Below are 23,199 nucleotides of genomic sequence, written 5' to 3' on the forward strand. Positions count from 1 at the left end.
TTAAATCGAATGTCACTGACTTAAAGGAAAATTAGTCATTCTTTGGGAAAGTAAACAGTAGCGGCAATTCATGCGCCCCTACAAATAACCTATATTCCACTCGATAGAGAACTGCTATATTCGCTGCAATCTTAAAATATCCGCATCGGCATTTACAATTTGCAAAGCCTTTTTGTAGATAGGCGCTAAATATCAAGGATTACCATTGCTGTCCAACCGTCATCGTTTTTTTCTAATTGGAACTGGTGTAAAGTAACCGCTTTGACATCTACCCGTTGTTGATGGCGATCCCTATCTAGCTTTTCTCCCGTTGTAACCGCGCTTAGCTGATGCACTCCATCTTTCTCCTCAATCTCAACCTGTTGTGCTCTCAGCAGTAGTAACTCGCTGTCTTTGTAGTAGATGAATTCTTGCAGGAAATTAAACAGCAGCATATCCAGCTCATCGTTTTCTAAGCTGAAGGTGCGTGTCTCGGTTAGCGCGATCGCATCCAGATTATCAATCATTACGTTAAGGGTTGCATCACCCGCCGCGATGAAAAGCTCCTCTAAATCCTTTCCCCAGGCGTGAAAAGCAATATCAGCAGTGGCAACATCTTCAAGAAACTCATAAGGCATAGGATTATTGCTCACACGACTTTAACTGACTAATAATTTCTTCCTTGCGATCGCTTACCTGTTTACCGATAAAAACTAGCTCCGTCCCCTCTTGTTCAAATGGCTCCAGATCCCAACGTCCAGCCACGAAATTAAAAAGATAGTTTCCTTCAGGAAATCGTACAAAACCTTTCGCCCGGTAAACATCTGTCCCAATTGAGTCGGCAAATTCTTCAAAACATTGCCGATCAAAAGTGGCAGGACTTGTCGCGCTAAAGGACTCAAATTCAAGTTGGTGAACGTGATGAGGTTGCGGTTGAACTCGCTCTCGACCAATCCCAAATAGCAAATCTGGGTCTACTTGGCATCGCTTAGTATGCAAAATTGAGGCGACTTCGTTGAAGGAGCGCAATTTATCCTCTATTGTTTTTAACTCGCTATCGGAAACCAAATCAACTTTGTTTAGAAGCAGGGTGTCTGCTGCTTCAATTTGTATCCTACTGGTATGTCCTACCGACGGATATTTCACCATTGCATCTGCATCGATAACCGTGACAACCCCATCCAGTCGCACCTTGGTTAAGCTTTCTTGAATATCGAACACTAGCGCATCTGGTTCTGCAACTCCAGTTGTCTCCACCACAATATTATCCGGGTCAACACTATCAATGATTTCATTAACAGCAGCTTCAAATTCCCCTAGCAGCGAACAGCAGACGCAACCACCACCGAGATCCGCCATTTGGACATTTTTGCCTTGAATGATTTTAGTATCGATACCAATTTCGCCAAATTCATTCATCAAAATGGCAATTTTTTTAGGAAAAGAGTCGAGAATGTGACGAAGCAGAGTTGTTTTTCCGCTTCCGAGTGGCCCCGTAATCACTGTAAGTGGCGTGCGTACCTGCATAAACTATCCCTTTGATGGAACTGCACTGCGATGATTGAAGAAATACCAGCGAGAATACATTTACTTCCAGCGAAAGGCTCTCCCTACGTCGCTGTAATCAGACGAAAGCCGTCAAAAGTTTTCCACATCATTCGTTGGAACACAGAAGACGATTCCCTAGAGTATGGGTCTTGGTTTAACGGTAAGTTATATCCACAAAGATGTGATATCTCTTTTGATGGAAAATGGATGGTTTATTTGGCGATGGGGGGGCGTAATGGCAACACCTGGAGCGGGGTTTGTCTGTTGCCTCGGTTAAAAACCCACTTGGAGGCAGACAATATGGGAACGTGGTTTGGAGGAGGCTATTGGAAAGATGAGAAAGAACTGTTATTGAATGGTTTGGGACAGCCAAAAGGCAGCATCCCTTTTAAATTAGGACAGTTGAATTCCCAGTTTGGAGGAGAAGATTTAGGCGTACTATATCCCCGGTTAGAGCGGGATGGATGGACTAGAGCTGGAGACAATTACGGCAATAATGTGAAAGTTGAGAATTCCAAAACGTATACGGTCAAGTGCGAAAATGACGACGGCTGGTATTGGCAGCCGAGTCGAGAGCATCCGACATTAAGAATGTATTACACAGGTTTTTTGCAACGTGGCTATACTTTCGAGTTTAGGTTAGATGAATATCCCGATCTTCTTGATTCTATTGACTGGGCTACTTGGGATTTTCTGGGTAATTTAGTGTTTGCCAAACAAGGAACCCTCTACAAATACAAGCTTAGTGACTTCAAAAAAGGTAAGCCTAGCTTTTGTAAAGATTTGGAGTTTTTAGAGCAACCTAAAAAGCCAGAAATTTAGTAGAAGATGGCGATCGCGCAAATGTTAAATTTGCTTTATCCTTTGATATTTCCAATCGGTGTTAACCGCACCACCTTTTTACTAATCCCGGCTAACTCAGCCGCTTCAATCACATCATCGATGTCTTTGTAAGCTGCACCCGCTTCTTCTGCTAGTCCAGACATTGAGGTACTGCGGACGTAAATGCCCTTCTTCTGCATATCCTTCAGGAGTGTTTCTCCCTTCCAAGCTTTTCGCGCCTTGGTACGACTCATGGTGCGTCCGCTTCCGTGTGCGGTGCTGAAGAAGGTTTGGTCGCCAGTGGGGACTCCGACTAATAAATAAGATCCGGTTTCCATACTGCCGCCAATGATAACCGGCTGACCAATATTCTTGTAGCGTTCCGGAACATCTGCCATTCCCGGTGCGAAAGCGCGAGTTGCACCTTTTCGATGGACGAGAAGCGATCGCTTTTTCCCATCCACAACATGACTCTCTAGCTTGGCGGTATTGTGTGCCACATCATAAACCATGTGCATCCCCAAGTCTTCCGCCGAACGTTCAAAGATTTCCGAAAATACTTCGCGGATGCGATGCAGAATCACTTGACGATTGGCATAAGACATATTGATGCCGCATTTCATCGCCGAAAAATAGGCTTGTCCTTCCGGAGAATCAAAGGGCGCACAAGCTAATTCTCGGTCAAGTATTTTAATTCCATACTTGCTATCCATTACCTTCAAAAATTTTTGCAGATAGTCGGTTGCCACTTGATGACCAAATCCGCGACTTCCACAGTGGAACATCACCACCACCTGATCTGGCATGGTAATTCCCATCGTCTTGGCTAACTCTGGGTCGAAAATATGTTGCTTTCGAGCGACTTGAATTTCTAAATAATGATTGCCAGAGCCTAGAGTTCCAATTTGATTAAAACCCCGGTCAATTGCCTTATCACTAATCTTTGCAGAATCAGCACCTTTAATGCAGCCGTTTTCTTCAATGAGTTCTAAATCTTCTTCCCAACCATAGCCATTATTGACGCACCACTGAGCGCCTTGTTCGACTACTTTGCGAAAGTCATTCCGCGACAATTTCACAAAACCGCTGCTTCCTACTCCAGCCGGAACCCTTTCGTAGAGCCTATCTACCAGCTTTTTGATATAGGGTTTGACTTCATGGTAGGTCAGGTTTGTAACCATCAAGCGCATTCCGCAATTAATATCAAAACCGATACCGCCGGGGGAAATCACGCCCCCCTTTTCTACATCCATCGCCGCCACGCCACCAATCGGAAAACCATAGCCAAAGTGTCCGTCGGGCATACACATAGCATATTTGGTGATTCCTGGAAGCGTCGCTACATTCGTAACTTGGTCGTAAACCGCTTCATCTAATTCGGCAATTATCTTCTCTGTCCCATAAATTCGGGCGGGAACGCGCATCCCTTCCTTGTAGGAAACCGGAATTTCCCATACTGTGTTAGAAATTTGTTCTAAAAATTCCTTAATAGGCATCTCGGTTTTACTCCCAAAAGGTGAAGTGGAAAATAGAGGCAACCATCTTAAACCGTATCGTTAGGCTCTACCTGAGCAAGAGCCTTTGGAAGTTCTGGTCGCCCATGATTGAGAATAGGGAAAGAGATAAGTGGTAGAAGCGATCGCATATTCCCTACCAATAGAAACAGTAAAAGTCCTTGCACCACTAGCAGGTTCGTGATTAAGAAGAACGTCGCTTCCTCAATCGGCAACCCAAACGGCTTAAATCCAGTGCTATAGGTCTCAGAAATGCTCCAAATGCCCTGTCCAATAGCAATGCGGTCGGCTATCCACAAGTAAACTGTCGGGATTAGAGTGCCAATCAGCCAAGCATCTTTTCTCGCCCAGAGTTGCTTTGCTCCAACTCCCCACTGTAGCGCCAGTATGGGGCATGCCCAAGCTAAAATTAGCCCCATGTACACAGTCTTCTCCGACTGCAACATGAAAGCTCCCGCAATGCTGAGAACGAGCCAGAAAACGATGCCAGATGCTCGCAGCCAAGGAGAATCCTCCTCCTGTGCTGGCTCAGTTGTGAGAGGAAATAGCCAGTACAGCCACAGACCCGTTAGGAGTGGCTGAAGGATGAAGAATAAATATTCTTCAACGGGTACGTAGCCAATCGTACCCACCACGCGATCCGCGCCGTAGTTCCACACCTCGCGCCAAACCAGGTAATTGTCCCACGGTGTTGTATAAATCAGTGCAATTAGCGCAATCAGGGGTAGCCCTAGCCACGCTCTGAGTCCTCCAATACCCGCTAGAGGTTGGCGTTGAACCCATGCTAGAAAGAGGATTGGTGGCAGGATAAAGACAAGGTGAAACGCGAAGTAGCTCATCTTGCTAGCAATACTCTAAACATTAATGATGCCGAAGTAAAAGCCAAAAAACAGCAACAGAATCGTCAAAGTTGCTAAAGTCAGGCTGATGCGAAATCCCTTCGGAGGCAAGTCTTCAGAGGTAATTACACTATCTCGTTGTACCTGAGTAATTGGATCTGAGTTCTTGTCTGCCGGTTTTTGGGATGGATTGGTTTCTGTTGGTTCCATAGACTTTTTTTCCGTTTTGCATGACTTGCCTGCTGTCCATGTTGAAGAAACCGCTCTCAGCTTACCTCGTTCTTAAGAACTACCTTCGTTCGGGCTATAGTTCTGCCAGAGGTGTTAGCCCTCATAAAATTGACTTGTAATTCGGAACACACGCAACCCTAGCCATTTTTCTAGGGTGAGTTCTCCCCATTTCTCCGATGCCGCCCGTCTCTTCAAAACGGCACGATATCAACAGAAGGAAGTGGCAATCCGGTTTAGATCCGAGCAGACCTCAACCTCCCAACCCGCTTCTCTACCCTCGCTAGGAGGGTTAGGGAAAGGTGGAGAGGGTGTTGAGGGAGTTTACCGAACGGATTGGCAGCTGTCCCGTAAAAGCGATCGCATTGGAGAAATGGAATGTCTTTATCTTCATCGGAATCTTCATCGGAATCTTCATCGGAGATATCCAGCACCTTGCTGGCTCTGTCCAACAATTTAGCCGATACTGTTGAGCGAGTCGGTGCCTCAGTTGTTGCAGTCAATGGGCGAACTTCCTACGGGAGAAGAGGATGGCTAAGGCGGAATTCCTCCTCCAGTGGTATCCATTGGCGACCCGGTATCATCGTCACCTCTGACGAAACCATCAAGCGCGAAGAGGAAATCACCGTCACCTTACCGGATGGTCGGACAGTCCCCGTTACCATCCTGGGGCGTGACGCTAGCACCGATGTCGCTGTCCTGAAGCTAGAAAACATCAAGCTAGAAAACATCGAATTCCCGGTGGCGGAAATTGGCGATGCGGCAACCCTAAAGGTCGGTCATCTGGCACTTGCACTCGGACGCGGGACTGAGAACGGCGTGAGTGCCTCTATGGGTGTGGTGAGCGCGATTGGGGATGCTTGGCGTAGTATGAGCGGTGGTTCGATCGATCGATTTGTGCGTCTCGATTTAACCCTCTACTCCGGATTCTCCGGCGGGCCGATGGTCGATGCAGCCGGTAAAGTTGCAGGCATGAACACCTCCGGGCCTCGCAATATGGCTTTAACCATTCCCGCGTCTACGGTGAACCGGGTGGTCAATCAATTGCTTTCAAAAGGACGCATTGCACGAGGCTACCTGGGTTTGGGAATGCAGCCGGTTCGCTTGCCGGATACGCTGAAGAATGCGCTTTCTCTGGCTTCTAATGGTGGGGTGATTGTTGTCAATGTTGAGCCGGATGGCCCGGCGGATAAGGCTGGGGTACTGATTGGCGATGTGCTAGTCGCAATCGATGGCAACCCGGTCAGCGACACGGAGAACGTACAGGCGATGTTGGGGACGGAAAGCGTCGGAAAAAGCCTGAAAGTGCAGATGATTCGGGGGGGTGCGCCCCTGGAAGTCATACTCATCGTTGGCGAACGACCGGCGAGGGAAGATTAAGATGGCAACCGCAACCCTAGAAAATACAGGTGCAAGTGCAGAGATTGCCCTAGAGTTGTCGCAAATCGCCGAACAACTGCGTCGTTCTACCTTACAAGTCCGCAGCAGCCGTGGGAGTGGCGGATCGGGTGTAATCTGGAATTCTCAAGGTTTGATTATTACCAACGCTCATGTCGCTCCCTCTGACCGGGCGATTGTCGAACTTTGGGATGGACGAGTCATGGAGGCTATCCGCACAGACATCGACTCCCGGCAGGATTTAGCGGCACTCCAGGTTGAGGCAACTGACCTTCCAGCCGTCACGGTTGGCGACTCCGAGACGCTCCGAGTCGGCGAACTGGTGCTGGCAGTGGGAAATCCGCTGGGTCTAGTCGGCGCACTCACCAAGGGAATTATTCACGCGACTAACGCCACCGAAGACTTCAGCACTCAAAGATGGGTGAAGGCTGATATTCGGCTAGCACCCGGCAATTCTGGGGGTTTGCTTGCCGATGCACAAGGGCGAGCGATCGCAATTAACACGATGATTGCCGATGGGTTAGCATTGGCAATCCCCAGCAACAGAGTCGAACGGTTTCTCAAACGCGATCGCTCTCTCTCTCTGGGCGTCACTCTCCGTCCCGTGCTGCTTCGTTTAGAAAATCAGCGCGTTTTGGGCTTATTGGTGTTGGAAGTTGCTCCGGGGAGTTTAGCTGCCTCGGTGAGTCTTCAAATAGGCGACGTGCTAATAGGCGTGGACGGTGAATATTTTCAGACCCCTGACGATCTGCCCAGCATTCTCAAGGATGCCGAACCGGGAAAGCCTCTAGCGTTGGAATTTCTGCGTTCTGGAAGACGATGCTACGCGATCGCATCTGGTGAGCGAGACAGTGCAGAACCAACCTTTCCAGAGGTGAAGTTAGCGTGATTTCGGTCGTGGTGACAGCCGAAAATCCCATCGTGCGTGCGGGGTTGGAGAGCATCATCCGCACCTCTGAGTTGCTGGAAATCGTCGGTAGTTCCTCTAGCACAGACACTCTGGTAGCGCTGCTTGAGGAACGACAACCCGATGTGGTGTTGCTGGATTATTCCTTCTCAGATGACGATCCGGCTGAAGAGAAATTACTCGCGCTTGGTGGAGAATCTTGGGCACTTGTCATCTTAGCGAACAACCCCCACAGCACTTGGCTAGAGTCGGTTTTGCAAGTCGGCGTGCGGGCAATCTTACCGCGAACGGCAACGGCTGAGGAAATTGTCGCAACTGTGGTGACAGCAGCTCTGGGGCTGGTGGTGCTGCATGCAGACTTTATGGATTCTCTGCTACCTCTCAAAGAGTCCTCCGCACGCCGACTGCCTGCTTCCCCGATTCAGGCGCTGACACCACGGGAGATCGAAGTTTTAGGGATGCTAGCGCTGGGAATGGGTAACAAGAATATTGCCAAGCACTTGAGCATCTCTGAACATACCGTCAAGTTCCACGTATCATCGATCTTTCAGAAGCTCAACGCTTCCAGTCGGACTGAGGCGGTTACTCTGGGTGCGAGGTTGGGTTTGATTATGCTTTAAACCGTTGCAGGATGATGGCTATCCCCTGAAAGCACCACGCTTGGCAAACCGAAGCTCCCGCCCCTTACCTGCTAAGAAAGGGGCTAGGGATCGGTCAGATCGAGATGCCAACAGTATCCTACAAGAGGTGCAGGCCATATAAAGACGGAACTCGTCTAGCTTGGTTTACTTCCCTCCTGGCCCGTCATGTCTATTCGGATCTTTCTTCTGCTTCTTGCTGCCATCAGATTCCTTTTTAGGCTTTTTGGCTTCTCTGCCACCCTTTTCTTTTTCCTTGCCCATAATGATTCCTTAAATAGAGGTTTTCTTAATTGTGGAACAATTTAGAGATTCCCGAACACGGAAAAATGTGATTTTATGTTTAGATTCCGCTTAGATATTGCACCAAGACACGTTGATATTCAAGCCTGGATAGCCAAGCCTTAGCGCTTGGCTAAAGGTCGTAAGCGGTGAATTTCTGCCAATACAGAGAATAAAGCCCTCAGATGATACTGGAAATCAAAGCATGATTCTGGAAGTTGCAATCCTTAAGGTTAAACCTGGAATAGCTGCTGAATTTGAAGCAGCCTTCGCGACAGCATCATCAATCATTTCCTCAATGCATGGCTACATTAGCCATGAGCTACAGCAGTGTTTGGAAGTTGAAAACCAATACATCCTGCTAGTGCGTTGGGTGAAACTGGAAGATCACACGGTTGGTTTTCGACAATCACCGGAGTATCAGCAATGGTGTCAGCTATTACACCATTTTTACGAGCCATTTCCAACAGTAGAACATTACAAAAAAATTGTAAGCAATGAGGTCTGATCGGGGATAAGGTGCTGTGACAACTTGAATTTTGGTTTGCAGCCGAAAGAACTGTACAGGCAGAAATCATTCCCTTATCACCTTTGTCCGTCAGCCAATCACACCCAAGAGGGATGCGGAATTGGGTTTGCCTTTGCCGTCCGAACGCTTAAAACGCCAATAGCGATCGCACAATCATGAGCATAGGAATCGCTAACCAGACTGACTCTTTTAGATTAGTCTAAAAACTCATATAGACCGATAAGATTTCCATCAGGATCTCGAAGATAGGCTGTTTTCATTCCATAGTATGGGTTGGTCATCGGATCTGTAGTAAATTCAATGCTTTTATGTCTTAATTCGTGATAGGCTTCATCCAAGTTAGGTACTGAGAAAATTAATACAACTTTGTCTTGACATTCGGCACTGGAAGGCTTCTCATCGTTGCCTATCATCTCTGCCATTTCCTGCCGTCTGAATAAAGCCAGCTTCATATCTCCAGCTTCAAACTCAGCATATCCACTCGTGAAATCTTCTACATTAACCTTGAATTGCATTACATCTCGGTAGAACAGAAAGCAAGCTTCAATATCAGTAACCAGAAGCCTTGTATATGCAGTTTTAACTTTCATGGCAACTTCACCTTATTTGAGCGATAGATTTTTGTGGGAGATTGAAAAATCGTTTCGTTCTGGATTTTGCAACCTTAACATTACAGATTCCCGCTCCCATTCCACCAAGCATTCCTGATTCTCTGGCTTTAACGTAAATTCTGCAAGGTGAATTAGAGCGCCATTAGAAACTATCAGGAAAAAGCATGGGGTTGTTGATTGATTCCTTACCCTGGTTTCAGATGCGATGATTGTCGATTAAGTTAAATGTGCCGCCATAAAGGCGATCGCGGATCGTGTCATTACTCAGGAAGTCATGGGGGAAGCCTAGATCAATCTGACTCACCTCGTTGAGGCGTTGCAAATGCTCTGGCATGAGTTTGACATCCAAACAAGCCAGATTATCTTTGATCTGGCTGACCTTCCGAGAACCGATAATCGGGATAATGACACTGCTTTGAGCGCTTAGCCAAGCCAGCGCCACTTGTGAAGGCGTGTGCCCAATTTCTTCAGCAACTTGACAGACAACATCAGCGATCGCTAAATTCCGCTCGGAAATATTCCCCCCTATCGTTCCGATTCGCCCCTGTTCGCCACTGTTGCTCTGGGTGCGATTGTACTTGCCCGTTAGCACACCGCCGCCTAAGGGCGACCACGGCGTAATTGCCAAGTCGAATGCCTTTGCCATCGGTAGCAAGTCGCGTTCTGGCGTCCGCTGAATCAAACTGTACTCGACTTGCAGCGCTACAAACGGCGTCCAGCCGTAACACTGCGCCAGCGTGTTTGCTTGGGAAATAATCCAGGCGGGTGCGTCAGAAATGCCAATGTAGAGAACCTTGCCAGAGCGTACCATGTCATCGAAGGCACGCATCACTTCCTCTACGGGCGTCATGAAGTCCCAAGCGTGCAGCCAGTATACGTCAATGTAGTCAGTTTTCAGGCGTTTCAAGCTGCCTTCTAACGACTGCATCATGTTCTTGCGATGGTTGCCACTGCCGTTGGGATTGCCCGCGCGATCGCTCATGTGCAAGGGAAACGAGTATTTGGTGGCAACGACAAAGCGTTCCCGTTCTGAGGCAATGAACTCACCAACCATTTTCTCGCTGGTACCTTCTGTGTAGCCGTTGGCAGTGTCAATAAAATTACCGCCTGCTTCCACAAAGGCATCAAAGATTTGGCGGCTTTCATCTTTGGATGCGCCCCAGCCCCAGTCTTCACCAAAAGTCATTGTGCCAAGGCAGAGTTCGGAAACTCTTAATCCACTCTTTCCTAATAGCTTGTATCTCATGGTTTTCCTTGTAGAACGAAGGGAGTTTTAGCGTGGACAAAAAATCTGATGGCTCGGAATTAACTGCCTTTAGGATTGCACGTAGTAACTTTGACCTGTCACAAGCATCTTTGTAGCAGAAACCGTTGCTCAAAAATGTCAGCGGTTTACCATGCTCATCATCGATTCCGGATAACGTCCGCCACTAGCAACGCCCTTTGGTGCCACTTCGTCGATGCGCTGCAAATCTTCTGGGGTCAGATTCACGTCCAGCGCCGCGATATTTTGTTCCAAATATTGTCGTCGCTTAGTTCCGGGGATGGGAACGATGTCTTCACCCTGCGCCAGCACCCAAGCAAGAGCCAGCTGCGCTGGTCGGCACCCTTTTTCTTGGGCAATTTCGTCAATCCGTCGCACCAGTTCCAGATTTTTCTGAAAGTTCTCGCCCTGAAAACGCGGTGAGTTGCGGCGATAATCATCAGCAGCCAAGTCATCAAAGCTTTTGATCTGACCCGTCAAAAACCCGCGTCCGAGCGGGCTATAGGCAACAAAGCTAATGTTAAGCTCTCGACAGGTGGCAAGAATGTCGTCTTCTGGATCACGGCTCCACAGGGAATACTCGCTCTGCAATGCGGTAATTTGATGTACGGAGCAAGCACGACGCAAGGTTTCCGAGCCAGCTTCCGAGAGTCCTAAATATCTGACTTTGCCTTCTTGAACCAGTTGTGCCATCGCACCGACGGTTTCTTCGATGGGAGTATTGGGGTCAACTCGGTGCTGGTAGTAGAGGTCAATCGTCTCTACACCCAGACGACGCAAACTCGCTTCGCAGGCTGAGCGAACATACTCCGGTTTGCCATTGATACCGCGAACGGTAGGGTCTTCGCTGCGAACGATGCCGAATTTAGTAGCGAGAACCACTGAGTCGCGGCGATTTCTTATCGCTTGTCCGACCAATTCTTCGTTCTTGAATGGCCCATACATATCAGCCGTGTCGAGAAAATTTAGCCCCAATTCCAGCGCCCGATGAATGGTGGCAATTGATTCAGTATCATCGCGGTTGCTGTAAAAATCTGACATTCCCATGCAACCCAAGCCGATTGCCGAGACGGTGAGATCGCTTTGTCCTAACTGTCGTGTCTTCATCGCTAATTTCTTTGTGAAAGTTTGCCTGACTTGCGCTCAGTCTACGCAGGGAACGATGTTTTGTCACTTGCCTGGGGATACGTCTTAAGATAGACATTTTTCCTAACAGGCAATCGGATTTCTACCTTTACGCTTGGTGGGGCTTGACTCAGCAGTTGCACATCGACTTGAAGGATCTCAAACTGATAATCTGTCCCGTTTATACGCAACAGCAGAAAAACAGATGATAGAAATCAAACCGATACAATCACATCAAGTTGAAGAAGTCAAGCGCGTAATCATCGCGGTTTGCAAGGAAATATGGCAGCTTCCTGAAGAAGTGATTAGGCATTACGATGCCATGTCTGATATAGATGACGTGCAATCGCACTACTTCGACAATAAGGGCACATTTTTGGTGCTGATTGATGAGGAGCGGGTTGTTGGCAGCGGCGCAATTCGGCGTTTGAGCGACGACATCTGCGAACTAAAGAGAATGTGGTTTCTTAAAGATTATCGAGGACGAGGGTTGGGGACGAAAATGACTCAGATGCTCTTAGATTTTGCCAGAATTACAGGTTATAAGAAAGTCAGGCTGGATACGATTGATGAACAAAAACAAGCACAAGCTCTGGAGCTTTATCAGCGGCTCGGCTTCTATTTTATTGACCGATACAACGAGGGTCACTGTACTGTGTTCATGGAGAAAATGCTTTAAAAAGTAAAAATTGTATTATCTTTCATTTTGATATTTGCTAAATACCAGTCCTGCTTTGTAGAGACTCATCAGCGAGCGCTTGAAATTCCTGGTAATCTTTTGGGGTGTCAATGTCGATAGCACCCCCCGGAAAGGGGATGCGAAAGACTTCGGGTGAGTGTTTTTTAATGATTTGTTTTGCGCCTTCGGTCGTTTTTAGGCTCATGAGTTCTGGAAACAAGGCGCGGCTGAACAAAGCGGGTACGCCCAAGCTTCCGGCATACTCTGAAGCAATAATCGGTCGGCGTGTGACCTGATAGGCTTCTACGATTTGATTGAGTAGTTGGGAAGAAATGAAAGGCTGATCGCAAAGAGCGATCGCAACGGCGTCTAAGCTTTGATTTAAATTATCCAGTGCTTCAATACCCACCCGAATCGAAGAACTCATCCCCTCCGCCCACTGTGGGTTTTCGACAATTTGGATGGGTAACTCGCTGACTTCCGGCTTAATTTGTTCCGCATTCGCTCCCAGAACGACGACGATGGGTTGACAGAGGGAAGCGATCGCAATTTCTGCGGTGTGGCGAAGGAAGCTGCGCCCTTGATACAACAGCAGTTGTTTTGGCGTCCCCATGCGAGTGGATGCTCCGGCGGCGAGAATGATTAAACCGACAACAGGCGCATTCATCCGGTACTCCGGTTGTGAATCGGTTGTTTGCGGTTTCTTAATAAACCACCCGAATGATCCGCGAGAACCGCATGAATTTCCGCCACAATTGAGAGGGCGATCGCTTCCGGCGTATCAGCGCCAATATCCAGTCCTACGGGGCCATGCAAGCGGTGAAGTTGGGCTTCTGTCAGATACATTCCCTCTTCTTTTAGCTCCAAAAGTAACTGTTCGGTTCTTCTTTTTGGGCCAAGAATGCCTAAATATTGCACGGGAGAAGGCAAGAGTGTTTTCAGGATTTCTAGGTCGTGCAGATAGTTGTGGGTCATCACGACAGCTACGGTGCGGTTATCAATTTCTACGGTTTCATTGACGATTTCTGGGCGAGATAAAATAACTTCATCGGCGCTGGGAAATCGGTCTGATTGTGCATTGGCAGGTCGGCTATCAATGACTCTCACGTACCATCCCAATTCTTTCGCCAAGCGTACAACCGGGATGGCATCGTCACCGGCTCCAAAAATGACCAGCGAGACAGGTGGCTGAATCGCTTCAAGAAAAACTTCAGCTTTCCCTCCCCGTAAGGCATACAGTTTTACCTGCGAGGAATTTTTATCAAGCACTTTACGGGCATCTTCGAGGATATCTGCACTCAAATCGGCATCTTCGAGGTTAGTGAAAATCGTGCCATCTTGATGCAGCATTAAATGGGTTCCGACTTGTGCCTTTATTTGACCTTCAATGTGAAATGTCGTTGCTAGAACGCCCACTTGCCGCTGATGCAGACACTCTGCCAGAAAGGTCATCGGACTGAACTCGTTTTCTGGAGTTAGGCGTTCAATCAGAACCTGTACCATTCCCTTACAACCGAGTCCCAGCCCCCAGACGATGTCATTGTCGGAGGTCGTATCGTAGTTCACCAACAGGGGTTTACCGGACACGATGACCTGTTGAGAGCGCTCAAAAACGTCATTCTCCAGACAGCCGCCGCTAATTGAGCCGATTCTCTCTCCTTCTAGATTTATCAGCATTCGAGCGCCCGGACGCCGGTAGGTAGACCCGCTGACTTTAACAATGGTGGCGATCGCTACTGTCTTGCCGCAATTTTTGGCTTTTGCAAATGCGGCAATAATCTCCTGTAATTCTTTCATATAGCGCTTTGCAGTTTGAGCCAATACGAACTGACCTCTCCCCAAACCCCTCTCCGCATCGGAGAGGGGCTTTGAATATGGCTCCCCTTCTCTCGTAGGGAAGGGGCTGGGGGGTTAGGTTCTAAGACAGATTACAGCAACTTATCTGGCGTAATCGGGAGGTCGCGGATGCGCTTCCCGGTGGCGTGATAGACAGCGTTTGCCACCGCCGCTGCGACGCCGGTGATGCCGATTTCGCCTGCGCCTTTAGCTCCAATTGGGTTAACGTGCGGGTCGATTTCTTCGACGAAGTATGACTCAATGGCGGGGATGTCTGCGTTGACAGGGACGTGGTACTCGCCCAGGTTGGCGTTGACGATGCGCCCTGTGCGGGGGTCTGTCACCGTTTCTTCTAAAAGTGCCATACCTAGCCCCATGACGATCCCGCCAATCATTTGCGATCGCGCTGTTTTGAGGTTGATTGCCCGTCCCACCCCAAAGGCTCCCACAAAGCGGGTTACGCGCACTTCGCCAAAGTCAGGATCGACGCGCACTTCGGCAAATTGAGCGCCGAAGGAGTGCATGGAATACTTCTGCTCGGCGCGGCTAAACTTGGCATCAAAGCTTTCTTCAACTTGCGGCAAATTTTGGCGCGTCAGCACCGCTTGGTAAGTTTCGCCCTGGTTGCGATCGCTCTTGCGAAACAGGCGTCCGCCCTCAATCGCAATGTCTGTTTCCGGGACGTTGTAAAGCGGGGAACGAGCATCTGTGCGGGCTAACTCCAGCACCTTCCTCCGGGCAGCTTGTGCCGCTTCATGCACGGCAGTTCCGACACTTCCCATCGTTGCCGAACCCCCCGATACCGGCGCACGGGGCAACTCGGTGTCTCCCAGTTCAAACCGCACTCGCTCAACCGGCAACCCCAGGGCGTCAGCGGCGACTTGCGCCATCACCGTCGCCGTACCCGTGCCCATCTCTTGGGAACCACTCTGCGCCAAGGCGGTGCCGTCTTGCAAAATGCGGACTCTAGCGCTAGCGGGAAAATGGTTCACGGGGTATGTGGCGCTTGCCATGCCCATCCCGACTAAATAACGACCGTCCCGCATTGAACCCGGTTCGGGAGTGCGCCGCGACCAGCCAAATTTTTCTGCACCGAGTTGGTAACATTCTTTGAGCGACTTGCTCGACCAAGGCAGGTTATTACTGGGATCTGTATCTGCGTGATTGCGGAGGCGCAACTCAATCGGGTCGAGTTTCAAGGCATAAGCGAGTTCGTCCATCGCCGATTCGAGGGCGTACATCCCCGGAGTTTCGCCAGGGGCACGCATAAATGTCGGCGTTCCCTTGTTGAGACGGACGAGACTTTGCTTTGCTTGCAAGTTGGGAGTGGCGTACATCATGTGGGTTCCCACGGTGTACGGTTCGACAAATTCCTCAAAGGTTGAAGTATGGGAGATGCCGCGATGGGCGATCGCAGTCAGGCGACCGTCGCGCGTTGCACCGAGTGCGATTTGTTGCTCAGTTTCCGCCCGGTGCCCGACGGTGGTAAACATCTGTTCACGAGTTAAAACTAATTTCACGGGACGACGAACCTGACGGGCAGCGATCGCGGCTAGCGTGACGTGGGGCCAAACTGAACCTTTGCAACCAAACGCGCCGCCGATAAATTGACACACGACGCGCACGTTCTCTTCAGGGATGCCCAGCGTTGTCGCCATCGCCTGACGCACTCCGAAGTTGTACTGCGTAGCGTCGTAAATGGTGAGGCGATCGCCCTCCCACACGGCAGTTGTCGCGTGCGTCTCCATCGGGTTGTGGTGTTCGGTGGGTGTCCGGTAAGTTTCTTCAATCCGCACTTCAGCATCGGCTAAGGCTTGCGTCGGATTGCCGCGGATCGTCTCTGGCGATCTACCAAACACGGACTTCGGCGCGTATGCCTGCGCCTTTTCCATCTCCATCACCGGCGTTTCTGCTTCGTAATCGACGCGGACAAGCGATGCGGCGTGGGTGGCGTTTTCTAGGGTGTCGGCAATGACAACGCCAATATGCTGTCCGACGTGATGTACAACCGCTTCTTGTAGCACTAGGCGGTTTTCAGCGGCAGCGCCACCCCCTAACAAGGTGGCAACCGGGAGGAGTTTCGGCGCGTTGAGGTGCGTTAAGATGGCCAATACACCGGGCGACTTCTCTGCCGCGCTGGTGTCGATGCTTTGAATCCGTCCGCGGGCGATCGCGCTGCCAATTGTGACAGCATAGGCGAGATTTTCGACGGGGATTTCCGCCGAGTAGCGGGCACCGCCGGTCACTTTCAGGCGTCCATCCACCCGATTGAGGGGTTTGCCCACTGCTGGTGTAGCCTTATCAGATTGACTCATACCGTGCCTCCTGCTGCCTTTGTGAGTGCCCGCGCGATCGCTCGTTTTGCCATTTCAACTTTGAATCGGTTGTATTTTTGGGGTTGGGCTTCGCGTATTGTTGCCTCTGCCGCTGCGGTAAAGGTTTGCTCGTTGGCTTTTGCCCCAACTAGAATGTTCTCCGCCGCTACTGCCCGCCACGGCTTATGTGCGACGCCCCCCATCGCGACTCGCGCCCCTTTGATGGTGCCGTTGTCGATATCGAGGGCGGCGGCGACGGAAACCAGGGCAAAAGCATAACTTGCGCGATCGCGTACTTTTAAATAGTGCGATCGCGCGGCAAAGGGTGAATCTGGCAAATCAACCGCAACGATCAGTTCGTCATGTTGAAGCACCGTATCGATTTGGGGCGTATCTTCCGGTAAGCGGTGAAAGTCACTGATGGGGATTTGTCGCTCTCCGTTCGGCCCCTCAACGCGCACCACGGCATCAAGGGCTGCCAGCGCCACGCACATATCCGAGGGATGCGTTGCAATGCACTGTTCGCTGGCACCGAAAATCGCGTGAATGCGGTTGTACCCTTCAATCGCCGAACAACCGGAACCGGGTTCGCGCTTGTTGCACGGCATCGTCGAATCGTTGAAGTAGTAGCAGCGCGTTCTTTGCATCAAGTTGCCGCCGATGGTTGCCATATTCCGCAGTTGCGGTGACGCGCCAGCGAGTAACGCTTGAGAAAGTAACGGATAGCGATCGCGCACCAACCGATTATTGGCGACGTCGCTATTGCGTGCCATCGCCCCGATGCGTAAGCCATTCGAGATTGCCGTCACGTCTGCCAAGGGTAGCCGGGTGATGTCTACCAGTTGGTCAGGCTGCGCCACTCCTCCTTTCATCAAGTCGATTAAATTAGTGCCGCCAGCGATGAAGTTCGCGGCCCGATCCCCGGCAACTGTCTGAATGGCTGCGCCTTTTTCAGTAGCACGCACATAACTAAAAGGTTTCATTAAAACTCCTGTGCATGGGTTTAAGTTGAATGGCACTGACTTAAGAGCCATGAGATAAATGTCCGGCTTCACCGCTCAAAACCATTTCAACCCGTTGAAATCCATATCCAGTTAGTCTTTAGCTAACTTTAGCGATTAGCCCGATTATTTCAGGGCGGAGCGGGTATGCAAATGATTGGTGAAGGAATTGCTCATGCTTCCCGACTACCCATTGCTAGTCTGCGTCTGATGAACTTCGCGCACAGCGGCAACAATGCCTGGATAAGCACCGCAGCGACAGAGATTGCCGCTCATGCACTCCCGAATTCCCTCATCGGATGTCGGGCACCCTTCTGCCAATAGACCCACCGCAGACACGATCTGACCGGGCGTACAATATCCGCACTGAAAGCCGTCATGCTTAATGAAAGCCGCCTGCATGGGATGCAGTTCATCTCCACGAGCTAAACCTTCAATTGTTGTAATTTCCGCGTCCTCATGCATCACTGCCAACGTCAGGCACGAGTTGATGCGTCGTCCATCGACCAACACAGTACACGCACCGCATTGTCCGCGATCGCAACCCTTCTTGGTGCCTGTCAGACCGATACGTTCTCGCAGTGCGTCCAGTAGCGTCACGCGCGGTTCTATTTGCAAAGTGTGCGATTTACCATTGATCCGCAGTGTCACGTCAATACTACCAGGCTCCAGGGTTTTCGCGACTGCGGTGGAAGTCTTAGGGCTTGTTTGCATAAAAATATTTTTTGTAAGGTTTGCATTCGCGATGCGGGATGCGATCGCATCCTTAGCAACGACCAAGGTACTTGCGATCGTTAGCATACCGAACCGTCGCCGTGTTATCCTCAGCCTCATTTTTGCGGTGTCAAAATAGGTCTAATAATAAAGATAGTGCGTTTTACATTTCTCGGCATGAAAACTGAAGTTTAATGAGACGCAAGGAAAGCAAATTTTTTGCTGATAGCTTTAATTTCGTTAAAACAGACTAAAAATTAGAAATATTCAGGTTTTTAGTCTATTTCAATAGATCTGATTGATTCACCCAGAATTCAAATTCTGGGCGGGTTATCGGATTGGTGCAAGATTGCAAGATATTGGTGCAAGATATCAGTTGCACTTGACTTTGTGAAACAAACACCCAAAAATCAGATGATTGTAACTGAAACACCGCGCTTAATTCTCCGACATCTCACCTTGGATGATGTAGATGACTTGGCAACCATTTTTGCAGATCCGGTCGTGATGAAGTTCTTCCCCAATACGCGGACATCCGAAGAAACTAAAGGTCACATCAAGTGGATATTTAGCTGTTACGAGAAATACGGCTTCGGTTTGTGGGCGACCATTCACAAAGCTGACAACCAATTTATTGGTCGGTGTGGATTAATACCGCAGCGAGTGGATGGGCAAGAAGAAGTCGAGATTGGTTATATGCTGGCTAAGGAATACTGGGGAAAGGGTTTGGCAACCGAAGCTGCGAGTGCAATTCGAGATTATGGTTTTGCTCTGGGTTGCCACCGTCTCATTTCCTTAATCGCTCCGGGAAACATCGCGTCTCAGAAGGTCGCAATGAAAGTCGGCTTAACTTACGAAAAAGACACAATTATTCAGGAAAAGGCTGTTCGCGTTTATGCAATCAATAGACCCACTTTTCCGTAGAATTAACTACAGCAGTTTTATTGGCTGAGCAACAGCGAGATAGAAAAGGGAGGGTCACAAATGCGGATTTTATTTGTGTGTACGGGCAATACCTGCCGTAGCCCGATGGCAGAAGCGCTATTCCGCCAAAAAGCGCAAGGAATGGAAGTGGAGGTGCGGTCGGCGGGCGTCGTGGCGTTTGAGGGAGATTCTGCATCCCCGCAGACCCAGCACGTCCTAAAAGAGTATGGTATCCATCATTACCATGAAGCGAAGCGACTGGATCGCCATCTGATCGATTGGGCGGATTTGGTGCTGACTATGACGGGCGGACAAAAGAAAGCGATCGCTGATGCCTTCTCTGCTGCTGCGGACAAAGTATATACCTTAAAAAAATACGTCGGCTATCCCGATCAATCTGAAATCGCCGATCCCTATGGTGGCGACTTGGCAACATATCGACAGTGTGCCGGAGAAATTGAGAAAAAGTTGGATCTGTTGTTAGAGAAGCTAGCGGCTACGCGCTAACCAAAATCATCTGATTTTTAATCGCAACGAAGGCTTTTCTCACTGGATGTCTAGTAATCGGTCAGGGTTAAGCGAAAGGATTCATTAATCGTAGAAACAAGGGTTTATCGCGTCTAGAACAAACCATCAAAATTGTCTTGAGAGTCTATTTAGACGCGAAAGAACGATGAGGATTACTCAGTTTTGACACAGTTGAGCATCCGCAGAGTGGCGGCGGCAGCATAGTTGCGGCGAGTCGGAGAGTTTGGCTCAAACTTGCTGCCGACTTCATTGACTGGGGAGGCGACATTGCAATAAGAAGACATTTGGCTAATCAGCGGGGCAGCCCAGTGTTTTTCGGTGTCTGAGAAGGTTTTCGCTAAGTTTTTGGTTGCTAATTCTGGACTAAGTCCACGCATATTTTTGCCAAATTCCGCAGCACGTCGCAGCACTGCCATCAATTCAGCTCTCGTGACGGGCTGAGTGGGTTTAAAGGTGCCGTCTTGGTAGCCACTGACAATTTTGTTATCCCGCGCCCATTGAATTTTAGCGGCACTCCAGCGCGAGGCATCAACATCAGGATAGGGTCGGGATGCAGCTTGAGTCGGGATCGTGACATTGGCTCCCGGTAGCTTGGTTAAAGATTCCAACACCATAGACACCAGTTGCTCTCTGGTTAAGGCGACTTGAGGGCGGAAGGTGTTGTCTTCTTTGAAGCCAGCGACGAAGCCAAGAGCAACGGCTTGTTCAATTTCTTTCGCGTAGACATCTGAGGCGATATCTCCGAAGCTGGAGCTTCCGGGTGGGGTTGCGATGTCGCCAGGATCGATTCCCGGCGCGGCTTGGTCGCTGGCAAGATAGACGTGACCGAGGGTTTTACCGTTGTAGGTTCTTTTGGCGAACCGCCACGCCGGATCGAGATTGATTTTCATAAAACCATTGCTGAGTCCGTTGGTTCTGCCAATTTCAATGGTTGGGACAGTGCGATCGCTAAAGTTCGTGCCGACGAGGACGAGTTCGCCGTCGCGCTTTACTAAGTTGAAGCTGTACTTCAGTCCCAAATCCGTCCCCGCCATGCGGATAGAATACCCGTTGCTGTCGGTACTGCGTCCGCAAATTCCGGTGAAGTCAAAGTTAAGTAGCAGCGGATCGATTGCCACCGGGCGATCGCCACTTTCACTCCAACACGCCCGTTTATCTGATATCTGTTCTAGGACTAGCAGTTGATAACTATTCGTGCCGTATGGGGCAGCTACGGCGATAAATTTACCTTGTTCAACTTCTTTTTGAGTAAAAATAGCTGCGGAGCTGGGGTTGACGGCATTGAGGGTGGAGAGGACGACGGTGGCTAGGGCAGCAATTGACCGTCCAAATAGACGCTTGGAGGAGGTTGAAGGCGAAGACATGGTGAGGAGGTTATGGAGCTGGGTAGATTTCTTTTCTTTAGTTATGTGATATTATTCCTTACCCAAAAGTTCCCCCCTCATACCGCCCAAATCAATAGAGGCAAAGCCCTAGATGCCTTGTACTTCCGGTGCGGCTGAAACTTGGTAGACCAAGGATGCTTGGAGTTGAGAGTAAGGTTCTAGGGTAAAATTCCAGCTGCAAAAGCCGTTTTCATCCGGTTGCACGCAATTTGTGGTTTGATCGGAAATCACCTCTACTTTCACTTGCTCTAGCTCCGAAATTGGCAACCGTTCGGTACTTTTAATCGCTCTCGGTTCTGAGCCAATATTGGAAAGGAACAATGTTGTTGTCGTTGTGACAATGTTCCATTTAGTTAGATGATCCTGTTTTCTTTTTTGGGTTTGGGTGCGCTGTACGCGCATTGCATTATCCGATCCCCATCCCAAAGCAAATTTCTCTCCAGGCGAGATAAATAGAACTGAAGTGCGACCGATAAAGCCAGAAGTCCGCACTAAATCCACGGGTCCCGCTAGAATCGGGAATCTAGAAGTGTTTGTCTGTTCGCTCTTGAGGATGACTTGACAAGACAACTCTGGCATCAAGACATACTCTACAGAGGCGGGAGAGTCGAAGGAGAAGATAGCAACGCGGTAAGGGCGACCATCTGAGGGAATCGTTGCTTTCGTTTGGCTGCGTAGGTTGCGAACTTCGCCGCCGTCATCAACGCCGGGTAAATCAATGGTAGTGGGGGCAGTGCCAGTTCCGAGTCCGGTTGTCTGAACTTGTTGATCTCTCGCTTGAATAACGATTTGCTGAGATTTTTCTTGAACATTTAAAGGATCATCTGTCAACAGGGGTGGTTCAGTGCCCAAGGATGCACGGGCGGTGGAAAAGACTAAATCTACGTCTTTCCAATCTTCTCCAGTGCGTTGCCAGACGCAGCCATCGCAGCGGAAAGAGAGACTCGGTTTTTCGTCGAGGAGAAGGCGTGCTTGGTGCCAGGGTCTCCACATGGCACCGGGAACCACATAGTCAAAAGCGATCGCATACTCTCCTGCTTGGGGAATCATTAAGTCGGCTTCGATGTTGGCAACATAGACCATATCGGGACGAGATAAGGCTTTTGCTTTGGCAATTAAGTCGTGAATTTGCTGATGTAGTTGTTCTTGAGTGTGATAGCTGCTTAAGATTTCCGATCGGAAATCTCGTAATTGTTTAAATAAAGTAGAAATTTGCTCTCGCCAGGATTTGGGGTCGATTTGCCCCCAAATTGCATCCACGGGGAGTTCCTGCAAACCTTTAGCAAGAATGGTGTTTACTCGCTCGAAGCACGATTCGAGGTGCTGGCGGTCTTCGCTGATATTGTTGAAGGAGTTAAGTAGCGATCGCAGTTCTGCTTGTAAAGATGCGAAATTCCCCGTCTCTACATTGTCTAGTCGATCTGTTTCCTTAACCAACATCTGGCGGCGAACACGCACATCGTCAATTCGAGCCTCTGGATATTCTTCACAAAACTCTGCCCGGAGAGATTTATCGGAGAGGACTGGCGCAACTTGTTGGACTTGGATTCTCCACAGTCCTTGGGTCAAATTAATTTTGCCAATTCGTTGCACCTGTGCCCTATCTTCTAAGAGTGTCACTACACAAACAGGTGCATCGAGGGTTAATTCTTGAATGACTTCTGGCGACCTTTGGATTGCTTGCATGATTTAGAACTTCCTGATATTAAATCCATTTAAATCGCCATCATTTGGAATGTCACTCTAATTAAATGGAACATAGGGGAGTCTGTGTTCCATTTAAATTGTCATCATTTGGCACCTCATCCCTAACCCATTAACGGAGAAGGGTCAGGAGCGGGAGCATCCTGACGGTGCGGCAGTGCAGGTGTGTTTGTAGTATTAAATATTATGAAACTCAACAAACAAGCATACAAAAATGCCCCAAACCACAAACGGCATTACGCCCAGTCCGTAGCGTAAAGTTGCCAGCCTGATTTGCACAGAGAACATTCCAGCGGAGACGAGGCGAGGTTAAAGAAATGTTGGCGTTGCTGAATGGGGGTATGAATCAAGCTGGAACAGGCACATCCCAAAACTTCAGGTAGTGAAGTAACAAGCGAATTGAGTGTCTCAGCATTTCCTCGCTCTTGG

23 protein-coding genes and 1 pseudogene are annotated in these 23,199 nt (G+C 49.3%); 8 read left to right on the top strand and 16 right to left on the bottom strand.

Annotated features, from left to right (window positions below):
* Window positions 1–185: 185 nt before the first annotated feature.
* Window positions 186–617 (bottom strand): archease, encoded by a 432-nt coding sequence (locus tag H6H02_RS20410; RefSeq protein ID WP_190821192.1) that lies wholly within the window; start codon window positions 615–617, stop codon window positions 186–188.
* Window positions 618–621: 4 nt separating this feature from the next.
* Window positions 622–1,506, bottom strand: coding sequence for a GTP-binding protein (locus tag H6H02_RS20415; protein WP_190821145.1), 885 nt, complete (start codon window positions 1,504–1,506; stop codon window positions 622–624).
* A 30-nt stretch (window positions 1,507–1,536) separates the two neighbouring features.
* Between H6H02_RS20415 and H6H02_RS20420 the strand changes: the two genes are divergently transcribed.
* Window positions 1,537–2,349 (top strand): hypothetical protein, encoded by an 813-nt coding sequence (locus H6H02_RS20420; RefSeq protein ID WP_190821147.1) that lies wholly within the window; start codon window positions 1,537–1,539, stop codon window positions 2,347–2,349.
* 35 nt (window positions 2,350–2,384) lie between these two features.
* On the opposite strand, the gene H6H02_RS20425 is transcribed toward H6H02_RS20420, so the two are convergent.
* The 3 genes from H6H02_RS20425 to H6H02_RS20435 are packed head-to-tail and all read right to left on the bottom strand — an operon-like array spanning window position 2,385 to window position 4,912.
* Window positions 2,385–3,845: an RtcB family protein gene (locus tag H6H02_RS20425; RefSeq protein WP_190821149.1), complete on the bottom strand. Its 1,461-nt coding sequence runs from the start codon at window positions 3,843–3,845 to the stop codon at window positions 2,385–2,387.
* A gap of 47 nt (window positions 3,846–3,892) precedes the next feature.
* Window positions 3,893–4,702, bottom strand: coding sequence for a lycopene cyclase domain-containing protein (locus tag H6H02_RS20430; RefSeq protein ID WP_190821152.1), 810 nt, complete (start codon window positions 4,700–4,702; stop codon window positions 3,893–3,895).
* 15 nt (window positions 4,703–4,717) lie between these two features.
* Window positions 4,718–4,912 (bottom strand): hypothetical protein, encoded by a 195-nt coding sequence (locus H6H02_RS20435; protein WP_190821154.1) that lies wholly within the window; start codon window positions 4,910–4,912, stop codon window positions 4,718–4,720.
* Window positions 4,913–5,308: 396 nt separating this feature from the next.
* On the opposite strand from H6H02_RS20435, the gene H6H02_RS20440 reads away from it, so the two are divergent.
* The 4 genes from H6H02_RS20440 to H6H02_RS20455 all read left to right on the top strand — a co-directional run bounded on the left by H6H02_RS20440 (window position 5,309) and on the right by H6H02_RS20455 (window position 8,663).
* Window positions 5,309–6,310 carry a trypsin-like peptidase domain-containing protein gene (locus tag H6H02_RS20440; protein ID WP_190821156.1) on the top strand — a complete coding sequence of 334 codons (1,002 nt, stop codon included), beginning with the start codon at window positions 5,309–5,311 and terminating at the stop codon, window positions 6,308–6,310.
* 1 nt (window position 6,311) lies between these two features.
* On the top strand, window positions 6,312–7,217 hold the full coding sequence (locus H6H02_RS20445; protein ID WP_190821158.1) for a trypsin-like peptidase domain-containing protein: 906 nt from the start codon (window positions 6,312–6,314) through the stop codon (window positions 7,215–7,217).
* Entirely contained in the window at window positions 7,214–7,855 is a 642-nt protein-coding gene (locus tag H6H02_RS27950; protein WP_190821160.1) for a response regulator transcription factor, read from the top strand. Before H6H02_RS20445 ends, H6H02_RS27950 begins: the two co-directional genes overlap by 4 nt.
* Window positions 7,856–8,360: 505 nt before the next feature.
* Window positions 8,361–8,663: an antibiotic biosynthesis monooxygenase gene (locus tag H6H02_RS20455; RefSeq protein WP_190821162.1), complete on the top strand. Its 303-nt coding sequence runs from the start codon at window positions 8,361–8,363 to the stop codon at window positions 8,661–8,663.
* A 215-nt stretch (window positions 8,664–8,878) separates the two neighbouring features.
* On the opposite strand, the gene H6H02_RS20460 is transcribed toward H6H02_RS20455, so the two are convergent.
* From H6H02_RS20460 to H6H02_RS20470, 3 genes are all read right to left on the bottom strand, one after another.
* Window positions 8,879–9,274 (bottom strand): VOC family protein, encoded by a 396-nt coding sequence (locus H6H02_RS20460; protein WP_190821164.1) that lies wholly within the window; start codon window positions 9,272–9,274, stop codon window positions 8,879–8,881.
* 217 nt (window positions 9,275–9,491) lie between these two features.
* The gene (locus H6H02_RS20465) at window positions 9,492–10,541 is read right to left on the bottom strand and encodes an aldo/keto reductase (RefSeq protein WP_190821166.1); all 1,050 of its coding nucleotides are present in this window, start codon (window positions 10,539–10,541) and stop codon (window positions 9,492–9,494) included.
* Between the two features lie 138 nt (window positions 10,542–10,679).
* A complete protein-coding gene (locus H6H02_RS20470) occupies window positions 10,680–11,666 on the bottom strand; it encodes an aldo/keto reductase (RefSeq protein WP_190821168.1) in 987 nt (328 codons plus the stop codon).
* Between the two features lie 223 nt (window positions 11,667–11,889).
* Between H6H02_RS20470 and H6H02_RS20475 the strand changes: the two genes are divergently transcribed.
* Window positions 11,890–12,363, top strand: a complete 474-nt coding sequence (locus H6H02_RS20475) for a GNAT family N-acetyltransferase (protein ID WP_190821170.1) — start codon at window positions 11,890–11,892, stop codon at window positions 12,361–12,363.
* Between the two features lie 37 nt (window positions 12,364–12,400).
* On the opposite strand, the gene H6H02_RS20480 is transcribed toward H6H02_RS20475, so the two are convergent.
* The 5 genes from H6H02_RS20480 to H6H02_RS20500 all read right to left on the bottom strand — a co-directional run bounded on the left by H6H02_RS20480 (window position 12,401) and on the right by H6H02_RS20500 (window position 18,229).
* Window positions 12,401–13,030, bottom strand: coding sequence for a nucleotidyltransferase family protein (locus H6H02_RS20480; protein WP_190821172.1), 630 nt, complete (start codon window positions 13,028–13,030; stop codon window positions 12,401–12,403).
* Window positions 13,027–14,160, bottom strand: coding sequence for an XdhC/CoxI family protein (locus H6H02_RS20485; RefSeq protein WP_190821174.1), 1,134 nt, complete (start codon window positions 14,158–14,160; stop codon window positions 13,027–13,029). The genes H6H02_RS20480 and H6H02_RS20485 overlap by 4 nt, the downstream gene beginning before the upstream one ends.
* 131 nt (window positions 14,161–14,291) lie before the next feature.
* Window positions 14,292–16,514: a xanthine dehydrogenase family protein molybdopterin-binding subunit gene (locus H6H02_RS20490; protein ID WP_190821176.1), complete on the bottom strand. Its 2,223-nt coding sequence runs from the start codon at window positions 16,512–16,514 to the stop codon at window positions 14,292–14,294.
* Window positions 16,511–17,497, bottom strand: coding sequence for a xanthine dehydrogenase family protein subunit M (locus H6H02_RS20495; protein ID WP_190821178.1), 987 nt, complete (start codon window positions 17,495–17,497; stop codon window positions 16,511–16,513). The genes H6H02_RS20490 and H6H02_RS20495 overlap by 4 nt, the downstream gene beginning before the upstream one ends.
* A 204-nt stretch (window positions 17,498–17,701) precedes the next feature.
* Window positions 17,702–18,229 carry a 2Fe-2S iron-sulfur cluster-binding protein gene (locus H6H02_RS20500; RefSeq protein ID WP_199329392.1) on the bottom strand — a complete coding sequence of 176 codons (528 nt, stop codon included), beginning with the start codon at window positions 18,227–18,229 and terminating at the stop codon, window positions 17,702–17,704.
* A 414-nt stretch (window positions 18,230–18,643) separates the two neighbouring features.
* Here H6H02_RS20500 and H6H02_RS20505 point away from each other — a divergent pair, with 414 nt between their 5' ends.
* Both H6H02_RS20505 and H6H02_RS20510 read left to right on the top strand, forming a co-directional pair.
* Window positions 18,644–19,153 carry a GNAT family N-acetyltransferase gene (locus H6H02_RS20505; RefSeq protein WP_190821182.1) on the top strand — a complete coding sequence of 170 codons (510 nt, stop codon included), beginning with the start codon at window positions 18,644–18,646 and terminating at the stop codon, window positions 19,151–19,153.
* A 60-nt stretch (window positions 19,154–19,213) separates the two neighbouring features.
* Window positions 19,214–19,660: a low molecular weight protein arginine phosphatase gene (locus tag H6H02_RS20510; RefSeq protein ID WP_190821184.1), complete on the top strand. Its 447-nt coding sequence runs from the start codon at window positions 19,214–19,216 to the stop codon at window positions 19,658–19,660.
* Between the two features lie 173 nt (window positions 19,661–19,833).
* On the opposite strand, the gene H6H02_RS20515 is transcribed toward H6H02_RS20510, so the two are convergent.
* The 3 genes and pseudogenes from H6H02_RS20515 to H6H02_RS20525 all read right to left on the bottom strand — a co-directional run.
* Window positions 19,834–21,045 (bottom strand): DUF3747 domain-containing protein, encoded by a 1,212-nt coding sequence (locus tag H6H02_RS20515; protein ID WP_190821186.1) that lies wholly within the window; start codon window positions 21,043–21,045, stop codon window positions 19,834–19,836.
* A gap of 108 nt (window positions 21,046–21,153) precedes the next feature.
* Window positions 21,154–22,752 carry a mucoidy inhibitor MuiA family protein gene (locus H6H02_RS20520; RefSeq protein ID WP_190821188.1) on the bottom strand — a complete coding sequence of 533 codons (1,599 nt, stop codon included), beginning with the start codon at window positions 22,750–22,752 and terminating at the stop codon, window positions 21,154–21,156.
* 364 nt (window positions 22,753–23,116) lie between these two features.
* A pseudogene (locus H6H02_RS20525) lies at window positions 23,117–23,199 on the bottom strand (IS1 family transposase); the annotation flags it as partial.

The sequence above is a fragment of the Coleofasciculus sp. FACHB-1120 genome (assembly GCF_014698845.1).
Lineage (GTDB): Bacteria > Cyanobacteriota > Cyanobacteriia > Cyanobacteriales > FACHB-T130 > FACHB-T130.

Coding starts and splice junctions, on each gene's coding strand:
- H6H02_RS20495 (WP_190821178.1), bottom strand. CDS start 17,497: ATGAAACCTTTTAGTTATGTGCGTGCTACTGAAAAAGGCGCAGCCATT.
- H6H02_RS20470 (WP_190821168.1), bottom strand. CDS start 11,666: ATGAAGACACGACAGTTAGGACAAAGCGATCTCACCGTCTCGGCAATC.
- H6H02_RS20475 (WP_190821170.1), top strand. CDS start 11,890: ATGATAGAAATCAAACCGATACAATCACATCAAGTTGAAGAAGTCAAG.
- H6H02_RS20515 (WP_190821186.1), bottom strand. CDS start 21,045: ATGTCTTCGCCTTCAACCTCCTCCAAGCGTCTATTTGGACGGTCAATT.
- H6H02_RS20420 (WP_190821147.1), top strand. CDS start 1,537: ATGATTGAAGAAATACCAGCGAGAATACATTTACTTCCAGCGAAAGGC.
- H6H02_RS20500 (WP_199329392.1), bottom strand. CDS start 18,229: ATGCAAACAAGCCCTAAGACTTCCACCGCAGTCGCGAAAACCCTGGAG.
- H6H02_RS20490 (WP_190821176.1), bottom strand. CDS start 16,514: ATGAGTCAATCTGATAAGGCTACACCAGCAGTGGGCAAACCCCTCAAT.
- H6H02_RS20465 (WP_190821166.1), bottom strand. CDS start 10,541: ATGAGATACAAGCTATTAGGAAAGAGTGGATTAAGAGTTTCCGAACTC.
- H6H02_RS20455 (WP_190821162.1), top strand. CDS start 8,361: ATGATTCTGGAAGTTGCAATCCTTAAGGTTAAACCTGGAATAGCTGCT.
- H6H02_RS20410 (WP_190821192.1), bottom strand. CDS start 617: ATGCCTTATGAGTTTCTTGAAGATGTTGCCACTGCTGATATTGCTTTT.
- H6H02_RS20510 (WP_190821184.1), top strand. CDS start 19,214: ATGCGGATTTTATTTGTGTGTACGGGCAATACCTGCCGTAGCCCGATG.
- H6H02_RS20485 (WP_190821174.1), bottom strand. CDS start 14,160: ATGAAAGAATTACAGGAGATTATTGCCGCATTTGCAAAAGCCAAAAAT.
- H6H02_RS20415 (WP_190821145.1), bottom strand. CDS start 1,506: ATGCAGGTACGCACGCCACTTACAGTGATTACGGGGCCACTCGGAAGC.
- H6H02_RS20480 (WP_190821172.1), bottom strand. CDS start 13,030: ATGAATGCGCCTGTTGTCGGTTTAATCATTCTCGCCGCCGGAGCATCC.
- H6H02_RS20440 (WP_190821156.1), top strand. CDS start 5,309: ATGTCTTTATCTTCATCGGAATCTTCATCGGAATCTTCATCGGAGATA.
- H6H02_RS20425 (WP_190821149.1), bottom strand. CDS start 3,845: ATGCCTATTAAGGAATTTTTAGAACAAATTTCTAACACAGTATGGGAA.
- H6H02_RS20430 (WP_190821152.1), bottom strand. CDS start 4,702: ATGAGCTACTTCGCGTTTCACCTTGTCTTTATCCTGCCACCAATCCTC.
- H6H02_RS20520 (WP_190821188.1), bottom strand. CDS start 22,752: ATGCAAGCAATCCAAAGGTCGCCAGAAGTCATTCAAGAATTAACCCTC.
- H6H02_RS20445 (WP_190821158.1), top strand. CDS start 6,312: ATGGCAACCGCAACCCTAGAAAATACAGGTGCAAGTGCAGAGATTGCC.
- H6H02_RS20505 (WP_190821182.1), top strand. CDS start 18,644: ATGATTGTAACTGAAACACCGCGCTTAATTCTCCGACATCTCACCTTG.
- H6H02_RS20435 (WP_190821154.1), bottom strand. CDS start 4,912: ATGGAACCAACAGAAACCAATCCATCCCAAAAACCGGCAGACAAGAAC.
- H6H02_RS20460 (WP_190821164.1), bottom strand. CDS start 9,274: ATGAAAGTTAAAACTGCATATACAAGGCTTCTGGTTACTGATATTGAA.